This is a genomic window from Nocardiopsis salina YIM 90010 (assembly GCF_000341025.1).
GTDB classification, from domain to species: Bacteria; Actinomycetota; Actinomycetes; order Streptosporangiales; family Streptosporangiaceae; genus Nocardiopsis; species Nocardiopsis salina.
This window is the reverse complement of sequence record NZ_ANBF01000021.1, coordinates 51,458-74,830: the sequence shown is the minus strand read 5'-3', so window position 1 is coordinate 74,830 and position 23,373 is coordinate 51,458. Positions and strand designations below refer to the sequence as shown.

Sequence of the window (23,373 nt, the reverse complement as noted above, 5' to 3'; positions counted from 1 at the left end):
CCCCCCCGCCGTAGCTCGTCGGGGTCCAGGAGCAGCGTCCCCCGCTTCGCCACTCGGGCAGGGAAGGCCGCATTGGCAGCCACGACCGGCAGCGCCTCGGCGTCCGGGCGCGTGGTGCGGCCGTGGCGGCGCTCGTGCGCGTGCACGAACAGCGCACCCTGCCCGGGCCGGTCGGCGGCGGGTGAGGCGTGCACGAGGTTGAGCACGTCCGAGAACCGCCACGCGCTCGTACCCGTGTCGTACTTGAGCAGAGCACGCTCGGTGTACAGGCGCTGTACCGCATCGGCGACCCCCCGCTTGAGCGGCTGGGGCAACGCCCGCCCGTACCGCCCCGTCCAGTACGCCAGGGCCTCCCCGGGTTCGTCGGCGCGCGCCAACACCGCCGAGACCATCTGCCGGGAATGCCCGTGTTCACCGGCCTCGACCCGGGCACGCACACCCTCGAGCGCGGCCACCAACGAGGCCGAGCGCATGTGGGCGCCGTGCCGCAGCCACCGCACGAACCCGGTGAACCACACAGGATCCGCGACGGCCGTCTCCTGGACCAGTTGCACGAACCGGCTGTCGCGCGCCTGCGCGGACTCGTAGAAGGTCTGCTCGCCCACCATGTTGTGCACGGCCAGCAACCACAGCTCGGACTCCACCGACCGCACGTACCCGGGGGAGCCCCCGAACGTGGCCCCCGTCGGCACGGCCTCGGATGCCACCGGGCTGCGCCCGGCGGGCCGGGCACCGGGACGGTTGAACTTGGCCACGGGGGGACCCCTTCCGGTCGGGGAAGTACCGAACACCGACGGACGGGCCCGAGATCAGGGCGGCAAGGGGGACAAAGGCGCTCTGACCTGTTGAGCTACGCCGGCTGATACCGGCGGCGGGACTTGAACCCGCTTCACCCCATCTACAAATGGAAGTAACCCGTGCCTTCGCACCGGGCCCGTCCGTCGGCATCCTGCCTCCCGGAAACACCGACTGCCCCGGGAGGGTGCTCAGCCACTGTAGGGGACCGTACCGCCGTGGTTCCAGAGGTTTTCGGCGCCCCGCACCGGCCGGGTCACCCCATCCGCGCCCGAACTGGGCGTTCCGTGCCCTCAGCTCTCGTGGAACAGGGCCAGATCGATTTCCGGCGCTCCCGTGTAGACCACCCCTTCCTCTGGGGGAGCGGCTCACCCGAGGCCGCGTCCATGCAGTGCGCATCGAACATCGCGGCCTCGTCGAGCGGATACAGCGTGCGGTCGGAGGCCACCCACCCGCGGACCAGCTTCAGGGGGATCTCCACCCCGTCCGGGCGGGTGTGGGAGACCTGGCCGGTGAAACTGCGCAGCACCACGGACGCGAGCCCCCCCGTGGGCCAGGGCCGCGCGCAGGCGTTCGACCACCTCGGGGTGTTCGACCTCGAAACCGCCTGCCCGGCGGTCGATGGCCGTGGTCAGGACCCTGCCGGAGTGCAGGGTGAGGATGTGGTTCTGATGGGGCAGGTCGGTGAACAGGGACGACAACAGAACGTGGGAGAGAGAACGCGCCATGTTTTGAGTATCGCCTGCACGACCCGGCCGGGAGCGGTTGTCCACAGGCCGAATCCGTGCGGTACGTGACGTCTTCCCTGGCGGTTCGGGGCCGGCCGGTGCGGATCCGTGGGCCGGTGAGCGTTGTCCAGCGTGGACCGTTGAGAGTGCATGGCCGTCAACAGGGGGCGAGGGCGGGGAGGCCGGCTCCGCAGGGCAGGCGGGATGGGATGCTGTTCCGGTTCCGGAATGTCCCGGGATGCCTGTCCCGTGACACTCACCGAATGAGGAGAATTCATGAAACCCCCCATGCCGACCCAGCTCACGGTCGTGCGCGTGATCCTGTTCGTCTACGTCGTGCTGGCCACGCTCGGTCTGCTTTCCTTCTTCTGGCTGGTGTCCGAGTCAGGAGCGGCGTTCGAGGAGGCCGTGGCACTGACCGGGATGCCCATGGGGCTCTTCCTCGTGGGCATGCTGTTCGCCTCGGGCGTCCTGATCCTGGCGTTCGTGGCCGCCCTGCGTATGGGATCCGGGGGAAGCCGGACGCAGACCCTGTTGCGAACCGCTCTGGCGATGGCGATCCTCGGAGCCCTGATCAACGTCGTGCAGGGTTCGGGCCACCTGGGGTTCGTCCTCGTCCTGGTCGCCCTGGTGCTCGCGGAGACCCGAGCCGCCAAGGAATGGTTCGCCTCGACCGAGACCGAGAACGATCAGGACGCCGCTCCGACGTCCTGATGACCGTGACGCTCGTCTTCCCGAGCGCCCCACGTGTTCCGGGAAGAGTCGCATTTCCACACGGAGGTGCCTGCTGCCGGAGAACGGCCGCAGAAGGGCCTCCGGTCAGGGGCGATTGCGAAAACCAACCCCTGCACCGGAGGCCCCTTTTTGCGTCACATCACAGCTGAGTCGTGTCCATCTCTGTGGTCGGACCAGTCAGACGCGGTTGAAATGCCACCGGTAGTCGGGGTTGTACGGGTTGTGGTAGCCGAGCTTGAGGAAGGACCCGTTCCAGTCCGGGTTCTCCAGGGTGACGCCGAGTTGGGTGTTCTTCACGGGGATGATCTGGTGTGCGCCGTTCCCGACGTCCGAGACGTGCCAGCGCTGTTCGTTCCGGTCGCTGCAGGTGGTCTGTTCGACCCGCTGGTTGACGGTGGTGCTGCCGTCCTTGGGCTGCATGCAGAGGCCGCTTCGCAGATTGCGGATCTCGTAGGAGGCCATCCCCGACCGGTGTCCGGAATAGGCGACGTCCCACTCCATTCCCACGTGGTCGGCCGGCCACACGCGGACATCGGTGCGCACGGTGGCTCCCCCGTACGGGACCATTTCGGCCCCGTTCCCCTCGAAGGCGATGCGGTAGTCACCGGAGGCGACGTTGGCGGATGCGGGGGTGGTGGAGGCGAGCATCAGCCCGACTGCTGCGGCACAGGCGGTCGCCGCGGAGGCTACTTTGCGGGGAATTGCCATTATCGTCCTTCTGGTTCTGGGGTTCCAGGGAGATGTTCACCCCGTCGGCGGGGCCTCCGGGGTTGCCCGGACAGTATCTGTCCGGTCATGGGCCGATCTCAAGCGTTTCCTCGGGGGCTCATCTCGGAAGTGTATTTCTCGCCAGTCCGTAATCAGGATTCCGGTGCCGAGGCCCGGGTTGCATTCGGGGTGATCCCTTTATTCTTCACAAAAGGAGCGCCTCGCGAGTGGTGGAGTGGAGGGCGTCGATCACCGTTAGCTGCGTACCGAAACCCGTTGGAGGGGGCGTTGTTTTGCCCTTTATGTGCGGGAACGGGTGCGGCAGCATTCGACTGCCTCCCGGGGGAAGGGACTCGAAAGTCCGGCCCGAGGGGAGTCAGAAGTTGATCTCGTCGAGGTGGGGGCGCTGAGCGAGGATATCCGCCCAGGCCTTGTCAGTGACGCCGACAAATGCCTTCATGTCCGACATTGTGGGCGAGTGCTCGCCCTTCTCGTCCGCCCCGACCCGGGCGCGCACGAGCGGGTGACCAAGACCTGCATGGCCCCCTGGCGCGCAAGGTCTTCACCCGAGAGACCGAGGCCCGATCGGAGTTCAGCCGGCTCATCAGCGAGTGATGCTGTGGTGCGGACGCTTGTGCCTACGGTGCTGCTCACCGCGCCGTGCACGCGCGACTCACCGCGCCGTGCACGCGCGACGGACAGACTCCGCCGAACCGCTCACGCCGGTTCGGCGCGGGCGCTACAGTCCGCATATGAGCACCAACGTCTTCTCCCCGAAGCACCCCTCGGACCCCTCCGGAGCGGCACTCCTCCGCGCTGTCCGGGCGATCGAGATGGATGCATCCGTCACCGAGGAGGTCGAGGCCTGCCCCGACGCGGTGGGGGAGATCCTGCTCGACGAGGCCGCCAGGCTGAACAGTATCGGCAAGACACAGGAGGCCGTGGTGGTCCTCGACGCACTGATCCACCACGCTCCGCTGGTCGATGACCGCCAGTATGCGGCCATCCAGAAGTTGGACCATCTGCGCGGGGAGGACGGACAGGTCTCGGCCGAGGCCGAGAGGGTCGTGGCTCAGCTGCTCCAGCCCTCGATCCTCCAGGAGGGGCCGGCCCACCTCCTCGGTGAGGCGTTGGAGGAATTCGGAGACCTCGAGTCCGCCCTGACCTGCTTCAACGTCGCCTCGCGGAAATACCTCTCCGGTCCGGCGGAGGACCTCGAGGACGCACATCTCATGCTGGCCTTCGAGTTGGCCGGGCGCACCCGGGTGAGGAAGCAGCTGGGATACGCACCCGACGATTTCGACATTGCCCTGAACGAAATTTCCGGGCCGGACCGGTCCTTGACCCGGGGCATGCGTGGCTCCGGGGAGGGCCTCGACGGCTCGGTTTTCGACGACCGGGACTTCGATGGCGTGGAGCCGCCCCTCCACAACCCTGGAACCGGCAAGGCGCTGCGTGTGGTGTGCCGGCGGGAGGAGTTCGAGACCGCGCGAGAGCAGGGCGTCGTCAAGGACACGGGAGCGGACCCCGGCAGCGACGGCGGTGCCGACGCCTACTTCCGGTACGTGGAGAGGGGGTTGCGCGAACAGGCGCGCCTGAACCCGGAGGTCGTCTGGTACCTCGTGCGGTTCTCGGTCGAGGAGATCGAGGACTACGCTCACCGTTCCGGTGGGGATCCGGGGGATGACGAACTCCAGGCGGAGTGGGGGGAGGTGGTGCCACCGGACGACCACCGGGCGAGCGTGTGGCCGCCAGAGCGCAACGATCCCTGCTGGTGCGGTTCCAAGCGCAAGTACAAGAAGTGCTGTGGCTCCGCGGCCAACCGGTGAAGCGCGGACGTGCGGCAACCGGGGTCTGCAGAGCTCGGCACGTGGAACGGCTGGGGTATCGCCCTTCTCCGTAGGCGTTTCTGGTTATGTCCGGAACCGTGCTGGTCAGGGGCCTTTGTGGTTCCTGGAGTCGCGTTGGCCTTTTGCTGCGGATGTGCCTGGGATTCTACAACGACAGGGTGCGGAGTGTGTGGGCGGGGTGGCGCGGTGGGCATTCCCGGAAATGCATCTGAAAATGCACGTGCATGAATTCGGCGCCCCGGTCCACGTCCCGTGGACCGGGGCGCNGCGCGGAGAGGGGAGGGGCGGCGGGGTTCGGCTACGGGCGGTGGCCGATGGCGGCGGAGGTGAGGAAGGCGGTCCACTCGGAGGAGGGGAAGGGGAGGTGGCCCGCGTCCGGGTTCTTGGAGTCCCGGACGGCGGCGCCGTAGGGCAGGTCGGCGACCTCGACGCAGTTCTGCCCGTGCGCGCTGTAGCTGCTCTTCTTAAAGATGAGCTCGTTGTTCATCGTTCGCTCTCTAGAGACTGGATGACATCAGCGATGAACGTCGCTGAGTCTGTGGTGCTCATCGCTGATCCCTGCGCATCGCTGAAAGTAACAGCATGTTGCTCCACTTCATCAGGCTCCTCCAGGAAAATTCCGTCTGCGGCGGTCTCGACGAAAACTATGGGAAGGTCATAAGGTTCGGCGAAGTCCAGAATGGTAAACGATCCTGCAAGTGCAGCGTGCGAACCTGCGGTGAAGGGCAACAGCTGTACATCCACGTTGGGCATTTTCGCCATGTGGAGCACGTGGTTCAGCTGATCCACCATGATGGTCGGCCCACCGATCGCTCGCCTGAGGGCTGCCTCGTCCAGTACAACACGTAGCCGTGCAGGGTTGATCTGGGTCAGAATCTGCCGTCGCTCCATGCGAGCTTGCGTGCGGCGCTTGATCTCTTCAGCCCCGGTAAACCGTCCGCCCTGGAGCAGCGCTGTGGTGTATTCCGGGATTTGAAGCAATCCGGGGAGCACCGATGACTCGAAGGTGCGAACGTTCGATGCCTCGGCTTCGAAATCGGGGAGAGACTGAGGTCCGAACACCTCCCGGTACTTTGACCACCACCCCCTGACCTTGGCGTCCCTTGCGAGGGCGTGCAGAGCTTCGCGTTTGGTGGGATCGATGACCTCATACAGGTCGAGCATCCTGTCGAGATCAGTGGGCTTGACTTTCTGGACCTCGGCATTCTCGATCTGGCTGAGCTTGCCAGCGGCCCACCTGAGTGCCTTGACCGCTTGAGTGGTGGTGAGCCCGGCGTCGACCCGTGCGCGCTTCAGTTCGGAGGACAGGCGCCGTCGGCGAAGTGTGGGGCTGTGGGGGCGTTGCATGGGGCCAGCCTAGCTCGGGTTGACTGAGAGTCAGGCAGCAGCATTGACTTTCCTGAATCTCATCTTTAAGGTTCTGAGTGTGCTCAGTCACCAGATGCTCACGAAGAGTCTCTGATGGCAGGCTACGCCGTGCCCCTTCCCGCCTGAGCGGGAACCGCGACGATCCACCCCTGCGGGCACGCCGACCCCCCGTTCAACTCCCATGCGCGAAGGAGCTCGTTCGTCATGCCCGCAACCGCACCCGCGTCCGGAGCCGTTCCCGGAACCGCCCCGGCACCCCTGGCCGACCTGCCCGACGTCACGGTCCCGCTCGGTGAGCTGGTCCCGCCCCGCTGCCGCCACTACTTCACCGGGCGTTCCGGCCGAGCCCACTTCCGCACGCGCCGCTACGACTTCGGCGGCTCGCCCAGGTACCTGCCGCTCGTGCGCGCCTTCCTGAACACCTGCGCCGCCGACCGCGACGCCGACTACCGCTACCTCTTCACACTGCTCGGCAGCGAACTCGCGAACAACGCCCTGGCGCACTCGCACTCGGGTCGGCCCTTCGGCGTCTACAGCTTCACCTGCGAGCGCAGCCGCGACGGGCTCCGGCTGACCTGCCGCGACCAGGGATCCCGCGACGGTACGACGGTCCCGTTCGGGCAGCACGCGCACCTGCGGGCCGCCGCCGACGGCCTGGACCTGTCCGCGGAGTCCGGGCGCGGGCTGGCGCTGATCGACGCCCTGGCCACGTCCTGGGGCGACAACGGCATCCCCGACCGACGGCAGGTGTGGTTCTTCCTCGCCGACGACTTGACCGGCAGCCTCTGGAACACCGACAACGCCGACCGTGCCGACCACGACACCGGCCCCGACCCCGGGTCCGACGCCGACCGCTAGGAACACCTCACGCCCCCGGACGTGAAACGGGCCCAGGAGAGCGCGCCAACGCCTCCCGGGCCCAGCAAGATCCCAGCATCTGAGCACTCTCACATGATCAGAAAGCAGGACCGATGACACATCCTATCCCGCAGCCCCGGCGTTCGGGCGACTCGCGGCACCGCTCGTTCCCGTCGCTGCCGCCGCGCCCTCCTCTCGCAGGGCCCGCCTGCCCGTCCAACACACGCCACCAGCCGCGCGGGACACCCCGGACGCCCGCGGCTCACCCCGCTCCGCCGTGCACCCACGTNCCGGCAGCGCCGGGCCCAGACGCTGCCCCGCCTTGGCGGGCACCGGTCCGAGTACGCCGCAGAGCACGCCCGGGCCGCAGACGCGCAGGCGCGGAACCCGCACCTGATCGTGTGGTTCGGGGAATCCACGGGTTCGTTCTGGGTCGCTTCCTCCGCCGGCCTGGCCGAGGTGCCCGACGCCGAGACACTCACCCGCCTCCTGACACCGGATCCGACCCACAACTGACAGATCTGTGATGGGTGGCCCCGCGCTCGGTCGGCAAGGACCGGCACGGGGCACCCGCCCTCTCGGTTCCTGCTCAGCCCCGGCTCTGCGCCTTGTGCGCGGCCCGCCGCGCCGCCTTGGCCGCCTTCTTGCGGGGGTGCACCCGGCCCAGGGCCTGGAGCACGGGGAGGGTCTCCGCGTGGGTGCACCTCCACAGGTCGTCGACGCCGTCGAGCAGGAATGCGCCGACAGTGCCCGGTTCCGCTCCCTCCTCGTCGAGGAGATCGAGGAGGGTCGACAGATGTTCGTCCCCGTCCGAGCCCAGTGCTTCCTTCAGCTCCATGGGCGCTGCAGCCATGTCGATGGCCAACCAAGGGCCGTACTCGGCGAGCAGCTGTTCGGTCTCCTCGTCCGAGCACGAGTCGGAGGACAGCAGAGTCGCCGCGGCCAGCCCGGACACCTCAGCATGCTCCGAACCCAGGCACGCGCGCAGTGCCTCGAACCCCTGCGGGCCGGAGGCGAGCAGGACCTCCTGGGCCATGGTCCGCCACAATGCGCCGGCCCTGGGGCCCTGCGCGGCGGCCTCGACGAGCTGCTCGACCGCGGCTGTCGGCTCACGGAGCTCCAACCACGGCGTGAACTCCGCGCTGTGGTTCTCCGGTGCCGTCATGACCAGAGCGTCGAGGAGCTCGTCCGCACCGGTCTCGGCCAGGTCCCCGGCGAGCGGGGCGTGCACACCCTCGTGGAGCAACATCTGGCGGAGCCCGTAACGCCCCAGGGGCGTGAGCGTGAACGTGCAGTCGATACCCAGGTCCTCGAGTTCGTCCACGGACTCCGCCCGGGTCAGCATCGGTAGCGCCAGCGCACCCTCCCAGCACTGCGCGGTGACCTCCGCGGGTGTGCGGTCCGTGAGTGCGAGAGCGCCCGTCCGGGACAGCTCCAGTGCGCACCGGTACAGGGTGTCCCGCAGGATCAGGCGCAGGGGCTCGAGTTCACCGTCCGAGCCTTCCCCTACGGCGCCAAACGTCTGGAACTCGTCGCCCATCGCATCGAGCACGGTCTCCGCCAAGGAGTACACCCCGACCTCTTCACCGTCGGGCGCCTCGTAGAGCATCCGCAGGACCAAGGCAAGCAGGTCGGAACGCTGGACCAGCCCGGTGAAACTTCCGGGTTGATCAGGCTCTGCCTCGATGGCCTCGTCGAGCAGGTCGGTCCACAGCTGCAGTGCCTGGGCCGGAGCCGGTCCGTCGACGACCCAGGGAGCGGCTTGCGCGCGAGAGGAGACGACCTCGACCGCCTCCAACCCCACGGCGCGATGCCACAGGCGCAGGAACCCGGGCAGATCAACGGCAGTACGGAGCTTGTCCAGGCGCGCGGTACGCACCTCTGCCTCGCGCTCGGTGAAGGGCCGCAGCAGCCCCTCCCTCTCCACCACGGTCTGCACGTCGGCCGGGCGCGGCAGGCCCGTGGAGGTCAGCTTCCGGGCCGGATCGAACCAACGGGCGAACCGCAGCAGCTCGTCCAGGACCTCGGTGCCGACGGCCGTGCGGGCCAGCTCCTCCTCCGGCGGCAGCGCCACCGGCCGCGCCGGAGCAGGCGGCGGCCCCTGGGGGGCGAGGTCCTCGTCCTCCAGAGGAAGCGTGCCGAACTCCTTGCGCAAGCGACGGCGCTCCGCCGCCAGGTCGAGCTCGTCGGGTTCGAGCATGTCCACCCAGAACCGGAGTTCCGAGGCCTCCTCACCGTCGAAGCTCTCGAGACCCGCCGGGTCGTCCCGGAGCCGGCGCAGGTCGTCGAAGGCCCAGACCCCTCCGCAATCCTCGGGCGGTGGGGTGCCGCGCCCGCCCAGGAGCCGCGGGTAGATGGTCTCGGGGTCGGCGTCGGAGACCTGCTCACAGGTCAGAACCAGGCGCCACGTGTCACCGTAGTCGTAGGTGTAAGTGCCCGAGGATCCCTTCCTCCTCAGCACGTCGCCCAACCTGGCGGTGGACTCCTCGATACCGGGAAGCTCCATGCCCGGGTCCGAAGTGTCCCTGTACTGGCGCCGGGAGAACTCGAAGTCGTGCAGGTGCATGTCCTCCCAGTCCATGAGGGCCTGGATGAGTATGTGCAGTTCGTCCAACCGCGTCGGAGAAGGCACCTCGACCCGGCGCCAGACCTTCGGCCGGGCGCCGTCGAGGGTGAGTAGGAGCGTGTGGACCCTGTTGTCGAGTTCCTGTGGTGCCATCGGCGTTCGTCGTTTCCGTGTTCGGAGGGGCGGGTGCACAGCCATTGTCGCGCTCCGGCCGGCCCCTGGGGACCGGTTACCGGATTCGCTCCGTACCCTGCTCGGACGTCCATCGCCCGGAATCAGGCCGTAGAGACCGGTGTCGTCCCGCACGTCGAGGCGCTCCAACAGCGCGATCACCGTCGCCTCCGGCTGCAGGCCCACGGCGGGCCTCAGGTCGGACACCTTCGGCAGCGCGCCCCCTTCCCCGACCACGTCGAGCCCCGCCAGGTACAGGGGCGGCCCCAGGCCGTCGTGGGGAGCCAGGTGGGCCGGCCGGACCCGGACCCTCGACCCCTGGTCCTCGCCGGTTTCCTCGAGGATGCCGACAAGCTCCGACGGGCGGGGACCGGGTCGACCATCGTCCGGGTGGACCTGAAACGGCTGACGCTTCCGCTGCTGCCCCTGGCCGAGCAGCGACGCTACGGTGACGCCTTCCGGGACCTCCACCGTCTGCGCCGGCGGATCGACGCGGTGCGGCGGAGCGAGGACGAACTCCAGGAGCGGATCGCCTCCGGCATGCGTGCGGGGTTGCTGGAACCCCGGCGCACAGGGGGATCCGAGCCCGAACATGCCGCAGCGGTCCCGCACATCCGTCAGACTTGAACGAGGCCCCCGCTGCAACTCTCTCGACCCTTCACTCCCCTGAAAGGACCTCGGTGAACAACAGCACACACCAGGAGCTGGTCGGCTTCATCTGGTCGGTCGCGGACCTGCTCCGTGGCGACTACAAGCAGTCGGAGTACGGCAAGGCGATTCTGCCGTTCGTCGTGCTGCGCCGGTTGGACTGCGTCCTGGAGCCGAACAAGGAGGCGGTGCTGGAGGCGCACGAGAAGTGGAAGGGCAAACCCGTCCACCACGAGTTCCTGCTCAAGGCATCCGGGCACAGCTTCTACAACACCAGCCCCCTCACGCTCGAGCGCATCGCGAACGACGCCACCCAGGCGGCCAACAACCTGAAGCACTTCATCAACGCGTTCTCCGACAACGCGCGCGAGGTGCTCGACAAGTACGAGTTCCTCCGCCAGATCCAGAGGCTGGACGATTCGGGGCTGCTCTACCAGGTCGTGGGCAAGTTCGCCGACCTGGACCTGAGCCCGGAGCGGGTGTCGAACGCGCAGATGGGCTACGTCTTCGAGGAACTCATCCGAAAGTTCTCCGAGATCTCCAACGAGACCGCGGGCGAGCACTTCACGCCCAGGGAGGTCATCACCCTGATGGCCAACCTGCTCCTCGCCCCGGACGAGGACACCCTCCGCGAACCGGGTGTCATAAAGGAGATCTTGGACCCGGCCTGCGGTACCGGCGGGATGCTCACCGAGGTCCATGACCACATCACCGGGCTCAACCCCGACGCGAAGGCTGTGGTCTTCGGGCAGGAGCTCAACCCCGAGTCGTGGGCGATCTGCCGTTCCGACCTCATGATCAAGGGCCAGGACCCGACCAACATCCGATTCGGGAACTCCTTCAGCGATGACCGGCACCCCCAGACTTCGAATGGGGGCGGGACCTTCGACTACATGCTCGCCAACCCGCCTTTCGGTGTGGAGTGGAAGAAGGTCAAGGACGAGGTTGAGTCCGAGCACGAACTCGGCGCCTCCGGCCGGTTCGAGGCCGGCCTGCCGCGTATCAATGACGGGTCGTTGCTGTTCCTGCAGCACATGATCTCGAAGATGAAGCCGGTCAAGCTCGACGAGACGGGCGAGAAGCGCGGCGGAAGCCGGATCGCGATCGTCTTCAACGGGTCGCCGATGTTCACCGGTGGTGCGGGTTCCGGTGAGTCCGAGATCCGCCGGTGGATCCTGGAGAACGACTGGCTCGAGGCGATCGTGGCCCTGCCCGACCAACTCTTCTACAACACCGGTATCTCCACGTATTTCTGGGTGTTGACCAATCGCAAGGACGGGGCTCACGAGGGCAAGGTCAAGCTGATCGACGCCCGTGACCACTGGACGAAGATGCGCAAGTCCCTGGGGGAGAAGCGCAAGGAGATCGGGCCGGAGCAGATCACCGAGCTCACCCAGCTGTACGCGGACGCGCTGAGTGTGGTCGATGACCCGGACCACTCGATGCACGGCAAGGTGAAGGTGTTCGACAACGAGGACTTCGGATACCAGCGCGTCACGGTGGAACGCCCGCTGAAGCTGCGTTTCGAGGTCACCGACGAGACCCTGGCGGAGCTGGCTGCGGCTCTGGACAAGGGTAAGAGCACCGCCAAGTACGAGCACAAGGCGGAATTGGTCGAGGCTCTGCGCCCCTTGACCGCGGGTGAGCCCAGCTACAAGAAGGCCCAGTTCGCGGACCGGGTCCAGCAGGCCCTCGCCGAAGGCGGGGTCTCTAAGCCTCTGACGCCCGTGATGAAGGCCGTATGGGGCGCAGTGTCGGTGCGGGACCCCGAGGGTGAAGTGCAGCTGAAGAAGGGCGAGCCTGAGGCCGACCCGGAGCTGCGCGACTTCGAGAACATCCCCCTGGACGAGGACATCGATGTGCACATGGAGCGCGAGGTCCTGCCGCACGTGCCCGACGCCTGGGTGGACCACTCGAAGACGAAGATCGGTTACGAGATCCCCTTCACGCGGCACTTCTACGTGTACACACCGCCCCGGCCGCTCGAGGAGATTGACGCGGAGCTCAAGGAGCTCGAGGGCGAGATCCAGCGACTCCTCGGCGAGGTGATCAAGTGAGCTTTCCAACGGTGCCTCTCCGTAGGTTGTTCAAGGTCGCCAATGGCGGAACCCCGACGGCTGCGGAAGAAAACTGGGGTGGCGACGTCCCTTGGGCCACCCCTGTAGACCTGTCTGGTGATGACATCGAGATCTCAACCACGCATAGGTGCCTGACCAAAGCTGGTGCCTTGAACGGGTCCCGTATTGTCCCGGCAGGATCGATCCTCCTTTCTACGCGTGCCCCCATCGGCTACACAGCCCTGGCCGGCGTTCCCATGGCGTTCAATCAAGGATGTCGTGCGCTCCTGCCTACTGCTGAAGTAGATGCTCGGTTCTTTCGGTACCAGCTGGAAGCGCGCAAAGAAGATCTCCAGTCGCTCGGCATGGGGACAACTTTTGTGGAGTTGTCTTCCGGAGGACTTGCTCAGGTGGACGTATCCGCACCTGAAGTGGAGGGTCAGCGGCGCATCGCAGATTTTCTGGATTTGGAGCTCGAGCGGCTCGATGGCGTGATCAGTGCCCGGGAGCTACAGGTTGAAAAACTGGGGGAGCTAGAATCGAGTCTCATCAGTGAATCCATGGTCCCCGGAGGTGTGGGTGCTCCGTCGGGGAAGTTCCCGTGGCCCTGGTTGCCTGAGGATGGTGGGGCACCTCTGGTGCGCCTCGGTTACCTTTGTCATGTGCAAGGCGGTGTGACCGTGGACGCGTCGCGTGCTCCATCTCCGGAGGACGTCACTCGGCCTTATCTTCGTGTTGCAAATGTCAAGGCCGGATGGCTTGAGTTGGATTCGGTGTCCGAAATTCGGGTCCCCCGGTCCGTCGCGGAGGGCTCGACTCTCAGGGCAGGGGATGTTCTGATGACTGAAGGCGGCGACATCGATAAGCTTGGGCGAGGGACCATGTGGAACGGCGAGCTTCCCGGAGCGCTTCACCAGAACCATGTCTTCGTCCTTCGAGTTGACGCGGATCGATTGGATCCTCAATATCTAACCCTGCTGACGCGTTCTTCTCATGGTCGTTGCTACTTCGAGGCGACCGGGGTCAAGAGTACAAATCTCGCCTCCACGAGTAGTAGTAAGGTTAGGTCTTTTCCTGTACCGTTGATCTCTTTGACCGAGCAGAAGAAGGTAGTCGCTTACGTGAACAGCGCACTGGAACAGGTTGAGGAACTTCGAGTGTCGCTCGGTCGCCAGATCGAACTTCTCAAGGAACGCAAGCGGGCCCTGATCACCGCCGCTGTCACCGGCCAGATCGACGTCACGACCGCTCGAGGAGCTGATGTCTCATGAGCCCCGTCTACGACGAGAGAACCTTCGAGGACCACATCGTCGACTCGATGCTCGAGCACGGCTGGTCCTTGGGCGCCAACGACCACTACAACCCCGAGCTGGCCCTCGACACCGCCGAGCTCTGCGCGTTCCTCGGCGCCACCCAGGCCGACACATTCGATGAGCTCATCACACGGTGCGGTGGTTCCCCCGACAAGGCGCAGGCAACGTTCGCCAACATACTCGCCAAGCGCATCGACACCGAGGGCACCCTGCATGTCCTGCGCAAGGGAATCACGGTCGAGGGGCTCCGGTTCCAGCTCGCCTACTTCAAGCCCTCGCACACCATCGCCGAGAACGCGCTCGACCAGTACGAGTGCAACCGGCTCACCGTCACACGGCAGCTCCGGTACGCAGCGAAGGACGGGGACCAGGGCCGTTCCCTCGATCTGGTCCTCTTCGTGAACGGTCTCCCCGTTGCCACCGCGGAACTGAAGAACCCGCTCACCGGACAGAACGCCAACGACGCCAAGGCCCAGTACGTCCGGGACCGCGACCCGCGCGAACTGCTGTTCAGCAAGCGCACCCTCGTACACTTCGCCGTCGACACCGAGCTCGTGTTCCTCACGACCAAGCTCGCCGGCAAGGACACGCGCTTCCTGCCCTTCAACACCGGCTCGGAGGGGCCCGGCCGCAAGGGAGGTGCCGGCAACCCTCTCCCCGACGACGGTGCGTCCGGGTACCGGACCTCCTACCTCTGGGAGACGGTCTGGGAGGCCGACAACTGGCTCGATCTCCTGGAACGCTTCATCCACGTCAAGCGCGACAAGGACAGCAAGGGCCGCCGGCGGCAGACCGTGATCTTCCCCCGCTTCCACCAGTGGCACGCGGTGCGCAGCCTGGTCGACCACGCCTCCCGCCACGGGGCCGGCAACAACTACCTGGTCATGCACTCGGCCGGGTCGGGTAAGTCCAACACCATCGCCTGGCTCGCCCATCGCCTTTCCTCGCTGCACACCCCCGCCGACCCGGATCTCCTCGACCCCACGGCGCGCGACCGGGGCCTGGAACCCAACGCCCCCGTCTTCGACAAGACCGTCATCATCACCGACCGCTCCGTCCTCGACCGTCAACTCCAGGAGACCGTCGGCGACTTCTCCCAAGTGGAGGGGTTGGTCGGACGCATCGGCGGCAAGGGCGGATCGAAGTCCTCGCAGCTGGCAGAGGCGCTGTCCACCTCCTCCAAGCGCATCATCGTGGTGACCCTGCAGACGTTCCCCGCGTTGCTGGACTACCTCAGGCGCGAACCCACCGAGATCCGCGGCGGACGGTTCGCGATCGTCGTGGACGAGGCGCACTCCTCCCAGAGCGGCGAGGCGGCCAAGGACGTCAAGAAGGCCCTGCGCGACCTCGGCCTGGACGCCGACGACGACACCGAGGACACCGAAGACACCCCCGCGTCCACGGAGGAGGCCCTGCGCGCATCGGCGGGCTACCGCGGACGCAGCGCCAACCTCTCCTACTTCGCCTTCACCGCCACCCCCAAGCACAAGACCCTCAACCTCTTCGGTGTGCTCAACGAGGCCACCGGCCTGTACGAGCCCTTCCACACCTACTCCATGCGCCAGGCCATCGAAGAGGGCTTCATCCTCGACCCCCTGCGCAGCTACACCACCTACGCAGCCCACTACAGGCTCCTCAATGCGAACTCCGAGGACCCCGAGGTGGACGCCGCCAAGGCCAAGTCGCAACTGGCCCGGTTCGCGTTCCTGCACGAATCCACGCTCGCGCAGCACGCCGAGATCATCGTGGAGAACTTCAACGCCGTCACGCGCAAACAGATGGGCGGCCGGGCCAAGGCCATGGTGGTCACCCGCTCGCGCGAGGCGGCGCTGAGGCTGTACGAAGCGGTCGAGCGCTACCTGCAGGACAGCAGTGCCCCCGACCCGGGGACGCTCGTCGCCTTCTCCGGGGCCCTGAAGGACCAGTTCGGCCACGAGGTCACGGAGTCCTCGGTGAACCAGGTCGCCGAGGCCGAGCTGCCCAAGCGGTTCGCGGCCACCCGGGCCGACGAGCCCGCCGTGGTCAAACACAACCCCGGCGGAAAGGAGTTCCGCCTGCTCATCGTTGCGGACAAGTACCAGACCGGCTTCGACCAGCCGCTGCTCACCACCATGTTCGTGACCAAGTCCCTCAAGGGCGTGGCCGCCGTGCAGACCCTCTCGCGCCTCAACCGCACCCACCCCCTCAAGTCCCAGAGCGACCTGAGGGTCCTCGACTTCACCAACGAAGGAGAGGAGATCCGCGCCTCTTTCCTGCCCTACTACGAGCAGGCCGTCACTGGAGAAGCCGACCCGGACATCCTTCACACCATCGCTCACAGGGTCATGCACGACGCGGATGTGCTGGTCGAGAGCGAACTGCAGGGCTTCGCGGAGGCGTTCCACCGATTGGAGGTGCGCCCCGGCGCCGACGAGCTCAAGAATCACCCGGAGCTCAGCCGCTTCACCACGCCGGCGGTCGAGCGCTACACCCTGCTGCGTGACAGCGAGGAGGAGGGCGATCGGCAGGACGCCGATGATTTCCGGGCCGACCTCAACGACTTCGTCACCAAGTACGCCTTCCTCTCACAGGTCATGCGCTATCCCGACGCCGAACTGGAGCGCCTGTACCTCTTCGGGCGGTTCGTGCTGCGCCTGCTGCCCGAGCGCCAGGACGGCGGCGTCGACATCGGTCAGGTGGACCTGAGCCACCTCAGCGTCTTCCGTAAGGGCGAGGACGACCTTCGCCTCGAAGCCGAGGGCGAGCACGAGCTCCCGGGCTTCTCCGACGGCAGCGGTGGCGCCTTCGACCCCAAGAAGGAGCTCCTGTCGGAAATCATCGAGATCTTCAACGACCACTTCGGCCGCGAACTCGGTGAGGCCGACAAGCTCATGCTCAGAGAACGGTTCCAGACCCTCGTCGAGAACCCCGACCTGGAACTGGCCGCGGTCAACAACGACGAAGGCGCGTTCCGGCACGCCTTCGACCCGGCCATGAAGGAAGCAGTGATGGAACGCTACGAAACCGGTGCGGAGTTCACGGAGCGATACTTCGGTGAGCAGGACTTCCAGAGCTCCATCAACCGCGCCATGAGCAAGGCGGCCTATCGACTCCTGCGGCGGCGCAACGGGCTCACCGCGGACTGAACCGCAGCCGAAACGGAGGTTGGCGGCCGGGTGTCCGGATGGGGACCCTCGGCCGTTCTGGCAACTCCGAACGCCCGTAGGATCACAGATTCAGCATGCAGCGCCGCGCGGTCGATCCAGACAGGCCGCGCTCGAGACGGATTGGGGCCCGGTGCACGCCACAGAGCGGATCGCCGACCGGTACGAGCTCGTTGCCAGTATCAGCACCGGAGGCATGGGCCAGGTGTGGCGCGGATACGACACGGTGCTCGACCGGCCTGTAGCAGTGAAGGTCATCCGGCCCGACGTCGTCGCTGATGCGCAGAAGTACGACGAGTTCGCCAACCGCTTCAAGCGCGAGGCCCGCGTCACCGCCCGTATCGAGAACTCTGGCGTGCCGGCGGTCTACGATGCCGCCGTCGACAAGCACCAGGGATCCCTCTACCTGGTCATGCAACTGGTGCGTGGGGTCTCTCTCGCCGACACGCTCGCTGAGGCCGCACCTCTGCCCGTGGCCACTGCTGCGGCGGTCGCGGCCCAGATCTGCGCAGTCCTGTCGGAAGCACACGCCGTTCCCGTCGTGCACCGCGACCTCAAACCCGGCAACGTCATGGTCGCCGACGACGGCACGGTCAAGGTCCTCGACTTCGGTATCGCAGCCGTGCTGCGCACCGACATCACACGCCTGACTCATACGGGGAACATCCTCGGCACATACGCCTACATGCCACCGGAACAGATTCGCGGGGCGGCTCCGACCCCCGGGAGTGACCTCTATTCCCTCGGCTGCCTGCTCTACGAGATGCTCACCGGCAAGAAGGTCTTTCCGCCGGACTACAGCGCGTTCCAGCTGCAGGTCGCGCACGTGGAGGAGGCCCCGGTGCCTCCGTCGGCACGTGTGTCCGAGCTCCCACAGGATCTGGAACAGTTGGTGCTCGAGTTGCTCGCCAAGGACCCCGAGCACCGGCCGCGCGCGGCCCAGGACGTCTACGACCGCCTCGTTCCGCACCTGCCCCGCCCCGAGCCGGGAACCCCCGACCGTCCTCTGCAACACGGGGTCCTGCCCGACCCGACGCGCCCGTACAGGCGTCCCACACCGCCCCGACCCAGGGCGGAGGTTCCGCCGCTCGGGAGGCCGTTGCCGCCCACACTCGCGGAGACCAGCGTGTCCGGGCCGACCGTGTCCGGGTTGGAAGCCGGTGAGCTGAGGGCGGCCGACGAGCACGCCCAGGCTCTCATGGGCGAAGGCCGATTCGCCCAGGCCATCGCTGTCCTGGACGACGTGATCGAATCGGCCGCGACCGCACTCGGGCCTGAGTCCGGACTTCTCCTCGAGGTCCGGATCCTCCGAGCCGGCGCCCTGGCGCTCAGCGGTGATGCACGCCGTGCCCTGCCCGAATTCACCGACCTGGCCGACACCCTCGAGCGCCACTTCGGCCCGTCGGACGAACAGGTATTGAGCTGTCGGGAGCACGCTGTGTACTGCCGGGCCCAACTGGGGGAGACCACCCGAGCCCTCCGTGAGGCCGAACAGCTCCTGGGACGGATCCGGGGGGTGGAGGGTGACCGCTCCGAAGGGGTGCTCGAACTACGGCGCCAGATGGCCATGTGGCGTCTGCGCTCGGGCGACATCGAACGCGCCGCGCTCGACCTCCCAGCGCTCTACGCCGACCTCCGTGCGGTCTACGGCCCCGAGGCCCCTGAAACGCTCGAGGTCGCCGACCTCCTCGACAGACTCGGACGCGGCCGCCGCTGACCGTGGCCCGGACCCGCCGGGGACCGACCCGCTGCCACCACCTCGGACCACAAGGAGACCCCCTATGCCCCAACTCGGCCTGGGCCACCACTTCTTCAACAGCGGCGAGTACGACGAGCTCCCACTCTCCACGCGCAAGCAGATCCGCGCCGTCATGGACAAGTTCAGAGCGCTGGGCCACGCGGAGCTCAAGGCGGACAAGGGTCTGAACTTCAAACCCCCGACGGCACGACGCAACCGGAGCATCTACACCTGCAAGATCGACAACTTCTACCGGGGTGTGGTGCTGGCCCCGCCCAGCGGCGACAGTTATGTCCTGCTCAGGGTCGACACCCACGACGAGGCCTACGACTGGGCGACCCGGCAGGGCGCCGCTGTCAACCGGCTCACCGGTTCGGTGGAGATCTGGGACGACGAAGGTCTGGAGCGCGTGACCCCCGAGCTCGAGGACCGGGCTGCACCCACGGCCCCCGAACAGCGCCTGTTCGCTGCGTTCTCCGACGGTGAGTTGGGCACGCTCGGTATCACCGAGAAGGTGTTGCGCGCCGCCCGCACGGCCGTCGACACCGACGAGCTCGCCAACATCGTGCCGTTCCTGCCCGAGGACCAGGCCGAGGTCCTGCAGTATCTTGCCGCGGGGTTCCCGGTCGAGGAGGTCTGGCGCGACATTGTCGCCCACCGGCCTTCTGGCGGCGTCAGTGATGACATGGACACCGCCATCCGCAGTACACCCACGCGGGTCCGCTTGGTCTCGGGGCTGGACGAACTCGAGGAGATCCTCGCCAAGCCTTTCTCGGCCTGGAGGATCTTCCTGCACCCTGCGCAGCGCAAGATCGCCTACAAGGCCAGCTACCCCGGCAGCTACCAGGTCTCCGGTGGCCCCGGCACGGGCAAGACCGTGGTGGCCATGCACCGGGTCAAGCACCTGCTGTCCTACCTGCGGCCGAGTGAACGCATTCTCCTCACCACCTACACCAACGCGCTCGCCTCCGCCTTGCGCGACGGTATCGCGCAGCTCGTGGACGACCCGGCGCAGCTCGATCAGCTCGACATCGGCACCCTCGATTCCCAGGTCAGCCAGGTGCTGGCCCAGGCTGACGGTGACCGGCCCCTGAGCCCCGTCAACGACAAACAGGAGATGGACCACTGGAGGGGCATCATCCGCGAACACGGCCTGGAGTGGTCCGCGGAGTTCCTCCAACAGGAGTACCGCCACGTCGTGCTGGCCCAGCGCCTGGACACGCTCATGGACTACCAGGCGGCAGAACGCAAAGGCCGGGGGAGCGGACTCGGCAGTGCGCAGCGCGCCCGGGTGTGGAAGGCCATCACCGGTTTCGAGAAGAAGCTGGAGGCCGACGGCAAGCGCACCTTCCTCCGAGGCTGTGACGAGGCCGCACGCCACCTGGCCGACCACGGGCCGCTGTTCCGACACGTGGTGGTCGACGAGGCCCAGGATCTGCACCCGGCGCAGTGGCGGTTCCTGCGCGCGGCCGTGGCGCAGGCACCCGACGACCTGTTCATCGCAGGCGACCCGCACCAGCGCATCTACCACGCCAAGGTCTCCCTCAAGGCCCTGGGCATCAACGTCGTCGGCCGCTCGCAGCGGTTGCGCCGCAACTACCGCAGCACGCAGCAGATCCTGACCTGGTCGCGGCCCCTTCTGGACGGCGCGAAGGTGGAGTCCCTGACCGACGGTGGTACTGAATCCCTGGCGGGGTACCGCTCGGCGCTCCAGGGCCCCTCTCCCAGTACCCATACTGCACAGACCCTGGACGAGGAGCTGGACGGCCTCGTCGAGCAGATTCGTTCCTGGATCGACGACGGCGTGGAACCGAGCTCCACCGCGGTGGCGGTCCGGTTCAACCGGATAGGCGACAAAGTGCGGGCCGCCCTCGCGAAAGCGGGGCTCGAGTCCTGCGCCCTGCGCAAGGCCGACGAGAACACCCCCGGTGTCCGGGTGGGAACCATGCACTCACTCAAAGGCCTGGAATTCCGTGCGATCGCGGCCGTGGGGGTCTCGGACGGCAAGGTGCCCTTCCACAAGGCCGTCACCGACCGCGATGTCGACGAGATCCAGCACGACACGGACCTCATGGCCGAGCGGTGCCTGCTCTTCGTGGTTTGCACCCGCGCGCGCGACTACCTGCACGTGTCGTGGCACGGACGCCCCAGCCAGTTCCTGACCGAAGCCGGTATCGCCTGAGCCCAACGGCGCGCGGGGCGGCTCGGTGGCCGCCCCGCACACCCGGTGCGGTACGGGTCGGCTTGTCAGCCGTCCTTGCCGAGGTCGGCGAAGATCCGCTCCGCGTGCTCAGCGATGGACCGGCCGTCGATGTTCCACTTGGCCGGCCCCTGCACGGCAACGGGGGCGTTCTCCCACCCCGCGAGCTCGTACATGCGCATGACCAGGCCGCTGGGGGAGTAATACGCCCCGTCGGATTCCCAGAGCAACGGGCGGCTGCGGTTGTGTGTCCAGGTCGCTCGGGAACGCCGTTCGTCCTCGTCCAACCAGGCCTTGAGAGCCTGTTCCTCGTTGGCGCTGGTGGGACGGTACTCCAGTGGTACACCGCTGTTGAGCATGCCCGCGTCCATCAGGATCGCCACGCTGTTGGGGCGGCGCGGCTTCCGCTTGCGCTGTCCCTGCTGCAGGCGGTAGGCGGTGTCGATGTCCGGTGTGCTCTTCTGCGCCAGGACGTCGCGCAGGACGAGGTCCCCGAGCTCCCGGCAGCGCGTGGGGTCGGCCAGGGTCCGGGTCAGCGAGGTCTTGTCCGGCACGTACTCGGAGTCCACGTGGTGCAGGAGCCAGGGGAAAACCGTGTCCACTAGTTCCCCGGCGCGCTCCAGTGTGCTGTCCCAGTCGAAATCGTCGGTGCTGGTCTCCTTGCCACCGATGAACCGGAAGACCAGGTGGGTGACGAGTAGATCCGCACGGTCGGCCATGTCCGAACCACGGCCCCTGAGTTTCTTCCCGAGCCCGTGCAGGTGATCACCGACGGCCCGGCGGAGCCGCACCGAGCCCCAGATCTGGTGCACACTCGGCTGCACCCCGAAGAGCAGGGGATAGGCACCGTCGGCCCCCTGTTCCCACAGGGAATCCACATTCTGCTTCGCCCGCACGGCCAGCTTGACGTTGGGGTGGGCACACGCCAGGGCGACGGCCGCCTCGACGACCGAGCAGCCGTGCTCCGGGACGGGATCGGGCTCGCCGCGTTTGTAGGTGTAGGCCAGGTCCTGGGTCCCGAAATCCTCCCGGATGAGCGCCTGCGTCTCGTCCAGGGCCACGAAGTCGCGGTCCTCGACCCGGTTCTGGCGGTTCCGGGTATCGGTGATGCGGGTCGGCAACAGGGACGAACGGTCGCTCACGCAGATCACGTGCAGGCTGATGTCGGCTTCGGCGACCTCGTCGGGGTGTTCCTGAAACGCCCGGTGGAGCGTGGTCACCGTCTGGGCACCGTTGACGACACTGGCACGCTCCAGGGTCAGGCGGACCTCTTCGCTCTGGCGGCGGCGCTTCGGGTACTCCGCTGTGATGCCCTCGCAGATGACCGTGATCCCGTTGTGGAGGAACAAGAAGTGCTCGGGGTCTTCGGTGAGGGACTCCATGATTCCGGAGTTGACGTCCGTGGTGCCCAGAGAGGCGCGGATGTTGCGGGCGAACAATCCGCCGCCGACCTCGTTCACCCACTCGGCGACCTGGCTCGCCTGAGCGATGCCCTGGTACATCTCTGCCGGGGTGTCCACATGGATCCACTGGTCCAACGTGGCCACGATGGGCACATCCTCCGGGGCCCGATCGGCCCTGATCTGGTCGAGCAGTGCATGGGTTCCCACCACTTGGAGGTCCAGCTTGAGCCCGTACCCGTTGGTCTCTTCGAAGATCTCGTCGAAGGTGTCGGTCACGTCCCTCGAGAGGTTGCCATCGCCCGAGACTGCGACGACGAAGTGCACCCGCGCGTGCGGGTCGAGGAGGACCCGGTGGACCCGGTCGGCCATGTTCTGGATACGGTCGTTGAACCGGTCGAACTCACGGTTCTCCAGGAGCTTCCATCCGCGCTGGAACTTGAGCGCTTCGTTCTGCTTGAAACCGGCCCGGCCCTGGTCGTTCCACTTGGCCTGGACGAGCCAGATCCGGCTCGTCGTCTCGGAGACAGCGATGGCGTCGATCCCGTGGTCATCGCGTCCGTCGATCAGGCTGTCTGCGGCCTCGTTACTGCTGACGCCGGCCTGACCGCGCACCGCCAGCGCCGCCAGGGCACGGGAGTACAGGGCCTTCTGGTGCTGATCGGGTTCATTGCGCTCGAAGTCGCTCATGTCGACCAGATGGACGAGTTCTTGGTCGAGTACGTGCTTGATCTGCCGGATGGCGTGGTCGTTCCGGGGGGAAGATCGCCGGGGGTGGGGCATCTGGACCTTTTCAGTAGGTGGATATCCGCGGTTCGAGCCTAGAGGGGTTGTGCTTTTCCTATGCTCTGTTCGGACGTTCCATCCGGACTCACGGTTGACCGCGGTGCCCGTGCTTCGGGGACGAGGGGAGCGGACCCGGGGTTGCGTGTCGATGGGGGCGAGCGCCAGAAGGTCCTGGCGTTGCGGTGATGCGAGACTCCCCGCCGTCGCAGTACCGCACGTGCTCCGGTACCGGCACGGTGGTGGTGTGGTGCCCCTCGGCGCTCCGCCCCCTCATGACCGGAGAGCATGTGAAACACAGTGTTTCCTGTG

15 protein-coding genes and 1 pseudogene are annotated in these 23,373 nt (G+C 66.9%); 10 read left to right on the top strand and 6 right to left on the bottom strand.

Features of this window, described 5'->3' with window-relative positions:
• Positions 1-755 (bottom strand): annotated as a pseudogene (locus D474_RS0102435) (TROVE domain-containing protein); the annotation flags it as partial.
• Positions 756-1,097: 342 nt separating this feature from the next.
• Here D474_RS0102435 and D474_RS34015 point away from each other — a divergent pair.
• Positions 1,098-1,592 carry a hypothetical protein gene (locus tag D474_RS34015; protein ID WP_017612011.1) on the top strand — a complete coding sequence of 165 codons (495 nt, stop codon included), beginning with the start codon at positions 1,098-1,100 and terminating at the stop codon, positions 1,590-1,592.
• 207 nt (positions 1,593-1,799) lie between these two features.
• Entirely contained in the window at positions 1,800-2,237 is a 438-nt protein-coding gene (locus tag D474_RS0102425) for a hypothetical protein (RefSeq protein WP_017612010.1), read from the top strand.
• Between the two features lie 198 nt (positions 2,238-2,435).
• On the opposite strand, the gene D474_RS0102420 is transcribed toward D474_RS0102425, so the two are convergent.
• On the bottom strand, positions 2,436-2,966 hold the full coding sequence (locus D474_RS0102420) for an RICIN domain-containing protein (RefSeq protein WP_152476594.1): 531 nt from the start codon (positions 2,964-2,966) through the stop codon (positions 2,436-2,438).
• Positions 2,967-3,718: 752 nt separating this feature from the next.
• On the opposite strand from D474_RS0102420, the gene D474_RS33110 reads away from it, so the two are divergent.
• Positions 3,719-4,795 (top strand): SEC-C metal-binding domain-containing protein, encoded by a 1,077-nt coding sequence (locus tag D474_RS33110; protein WP_017612007.1) that lies wholly within the window; start codon positions 3,719-3,721, stop codon positions 4,793-4,795.
• Between the two features lie 319 nt (positions 4,796-5,114).
• On the opposite strand, the gene D474_RS0102405 is transcribed toward D474_RS33110, so the two are convergent.
• Positions 5,115-5,303: a DUF397 domain-containing protein gene (locus D474_RS0102405; protein WP_017612006.1), complete on the bottom strand. Its 189-nt coding sequence runs from the start codon at positions 5,301-5,303 to the stop codon at positions 5,115-5,117.
• Positions 5,300-6,163, bottom strand: a complete 864-nt coding sequence (locus tag D474_RS0102400; RefSeq protein WP_017612005.1) for a helix-turn-helix domain-containing protein — start codon at positions 6,161-6,163, stop codon at positions 5,300-5,302. Before D474_RS0102400 ends, D474_RS0102405 begins: the two co-directional genes overlap by 4 nt.
• Before the next feature lie 225 nt (positions 6,164-6,388).
• Between D474_RS0102400 and D474_RS0102395 the strand changes: the two genes are divergently transcribed.
• Complete coding sequence (locus D474_RS0102395) at positions 6,389-7,042, top strand: ATP-binding protein (RefSeq protein ID WP_017612004.1); 654 nt, start codon at positions 6,389-6,391, stop codon at positions 7,040-7,042.
• 589 nt (positions 7,043-7,631) lie between these two features.
• Here the strand turns inward: D474_RS0102395 and D474_RS0102385 are convergent.
• Positions 7,632-9,761: a plasmid pRiA4b ORF-3 family protein gene (locus tag D474_RS0102385; RefSeq protein ID WP_017612002.1), complete on the bottom strand. Its 2,130-nt coding sequence runs from the start codon at positions 9,759-9,761 to the stop codon at positions 7,632-7,634.
• 408 nt (positions 9,762-10,169) lie between these two features.
• Here D474_RS0102385 and D474_RS0102380 point away from each other — a divergent pair, with 408 nt between their 5' ends.
• From D474_RS0102380 to D474_RS0102355, 6 genes are all read left to right on the top strand, one after another.
• Positions 10,170-10,406 (top strand): hypothetical protein, encoded by a 237-nt coding sequence (locus D474_RS0102380; protein WP_152476591.1) that lies wholly within the window; start codon positions 10,170-10,172, stop codon positions 10,404-10,406.
• Positions 10,407-10,459: 53 nt separating this feature from the next.
• Entirely contained in the window at positions 10,460-12,484 is a 2,025-nt protein-coding gene (locus D474_RS0102375; RefSeq protein WP_017612000.1) for a type I restriction-modification system subunit M, read from the top strand.
• Positions 12,481-13,755, top strand: a complete 1,275-nt coding sequence (locus D474_RS30775; protein ID WP_083931711.1) for a restriction endonuclease subunit S — start codon at positions 12,481-12,483, stop codon at positions 13,753-13,755. Before D474_RS0102375 ends, D474_RS30775 begins: the two co-directional genes overlap by 4 nt.
• A complete protein-coding gene (locus tag D474_RS0102365; RefSeq protein WP_017611998.1) occupies positions 13,752-16,922 on the top strand; it encodes a type I restriction endonuclease subunit R in 3,171 nt (1,056 codons plus the stop codon). Before D474_RS30775 ends, D474_RS0102365 begins: the two co-directional genes overlap by 4 nt.
• 151 nt (positions 16,923-17,073) lie before the next feature.
• Complete coding sequence (locus tag D474_RS33805; protein WP_017611997.1) at positions 17,074-18,657, top strand: serine/threonine-protein kinase; 1,584 nt, start codon at positions 17,074-17,076, stop codon at positions 18,655-18,657.
• A 64-nt stretch (positions 18,658-18,721) separates the two neighbouring features.
• The gene (locus D474_RS0102355; protein WP_017611996.1) at positions 18,722-20,860 is read left to right on the top strand and encodes a UvrD-helicase domain-containing protein; all 2,139 of its coding nucleotides are present in this window, start codon (positions 18,722-18,724) and stop codon (positions 20,858-20,860) included.
• Between the two features lie 65 nt (positions 20,861-20,925).
• On the opposite strand, the gene D474_RS0102350 is transcribed toward D474_RS0102355, so the two are convergent.
• Positions 20,926-23,061 carry an AIPR family protein gene (locus D474_RS0102350; protein ID WP_017611995.1) on the bottom strand — a complete coding sequence of 712 codons (2,136 nt, stop codon included), beginning with the start codon at positions 23,059-23,061 and terminating at the stop codon, positions 20,926-20,928.
• Positions 23,062-23,373: the final 312 nt, after the last annotated feature.

Bases quoted from the DNA above. Each gene is read 5' to 3' on its own strand.
- D474_RS33110 (WP_017612007.1), top strand. From the start codon at position 3,719: ATGAGCACCAACGTCTTCTCCCCGAAGCACCCCTCGGACCCCTCCGGA.
- D474_RS0102405 (WP_017612006.1), bottom strand. From the start codon at position 5,303: ATGAACAACGAGCTCATCTTTAAGAAGAGCAGCTACAGCGCGCACGGG.
- D474_RS0102365 (WP_017611998.1), top strand. From the start codon at position 13,752: ATGAGCCCCGTCTACGACGAGAGAACCTTCGAGGACCACATCGTCGAC.
- D474_RS0102355 (WP_017611996.1), top strand. From the start codon at position 18,722: ATGCCCCAACTCGGCCTGGGCCACCACTTCTTCAACAGCGGCGAGTAC.
- D474_RS0102425 (WP_017612010.1), top strand. From the start codon at position 1,800: ATGAAACCCCCCATGCCGACCCAGCTCACGGTCGTGCGCGTGATCCTG.
- D474_RS0102420 (WP_152476594.1), bottom strand. From the start codon at position 2,966: ATGGCAATTCCCCGCAAAGTAGCCTCCGCGGCGACCGCCTGTGCCGCA.
- D474_RS0102385 (WP_017612002.1), bottom strand. From the start codon at position 9,761: ATGGCACCACAGGAACTCGACAACAGGGTCCACACGCTCCTACTCACC.
- D474_RS0102400 (WP_017612005.1), bottom strand. From the start codon at position 6,163: ATGCAACGCCCCCACAGCCCCACACTTCGCCGACGGCGCCTGTCCTCC.
- D474_RS0102395 (WP_017612004.1), top strand. From the start codon at position 6,389: ATGCCCGCAACCGCACCCGCGTCCGGAGCCGTTCCCGGAACCGCCCCG.
- D474_RS0102350 (WP_017611995.1), bottom strand. From the start codon at position 23,061: ATGCCCCACCCCCGGCGATCTTCCCCCCGGAACGACCACGCCATCCGG.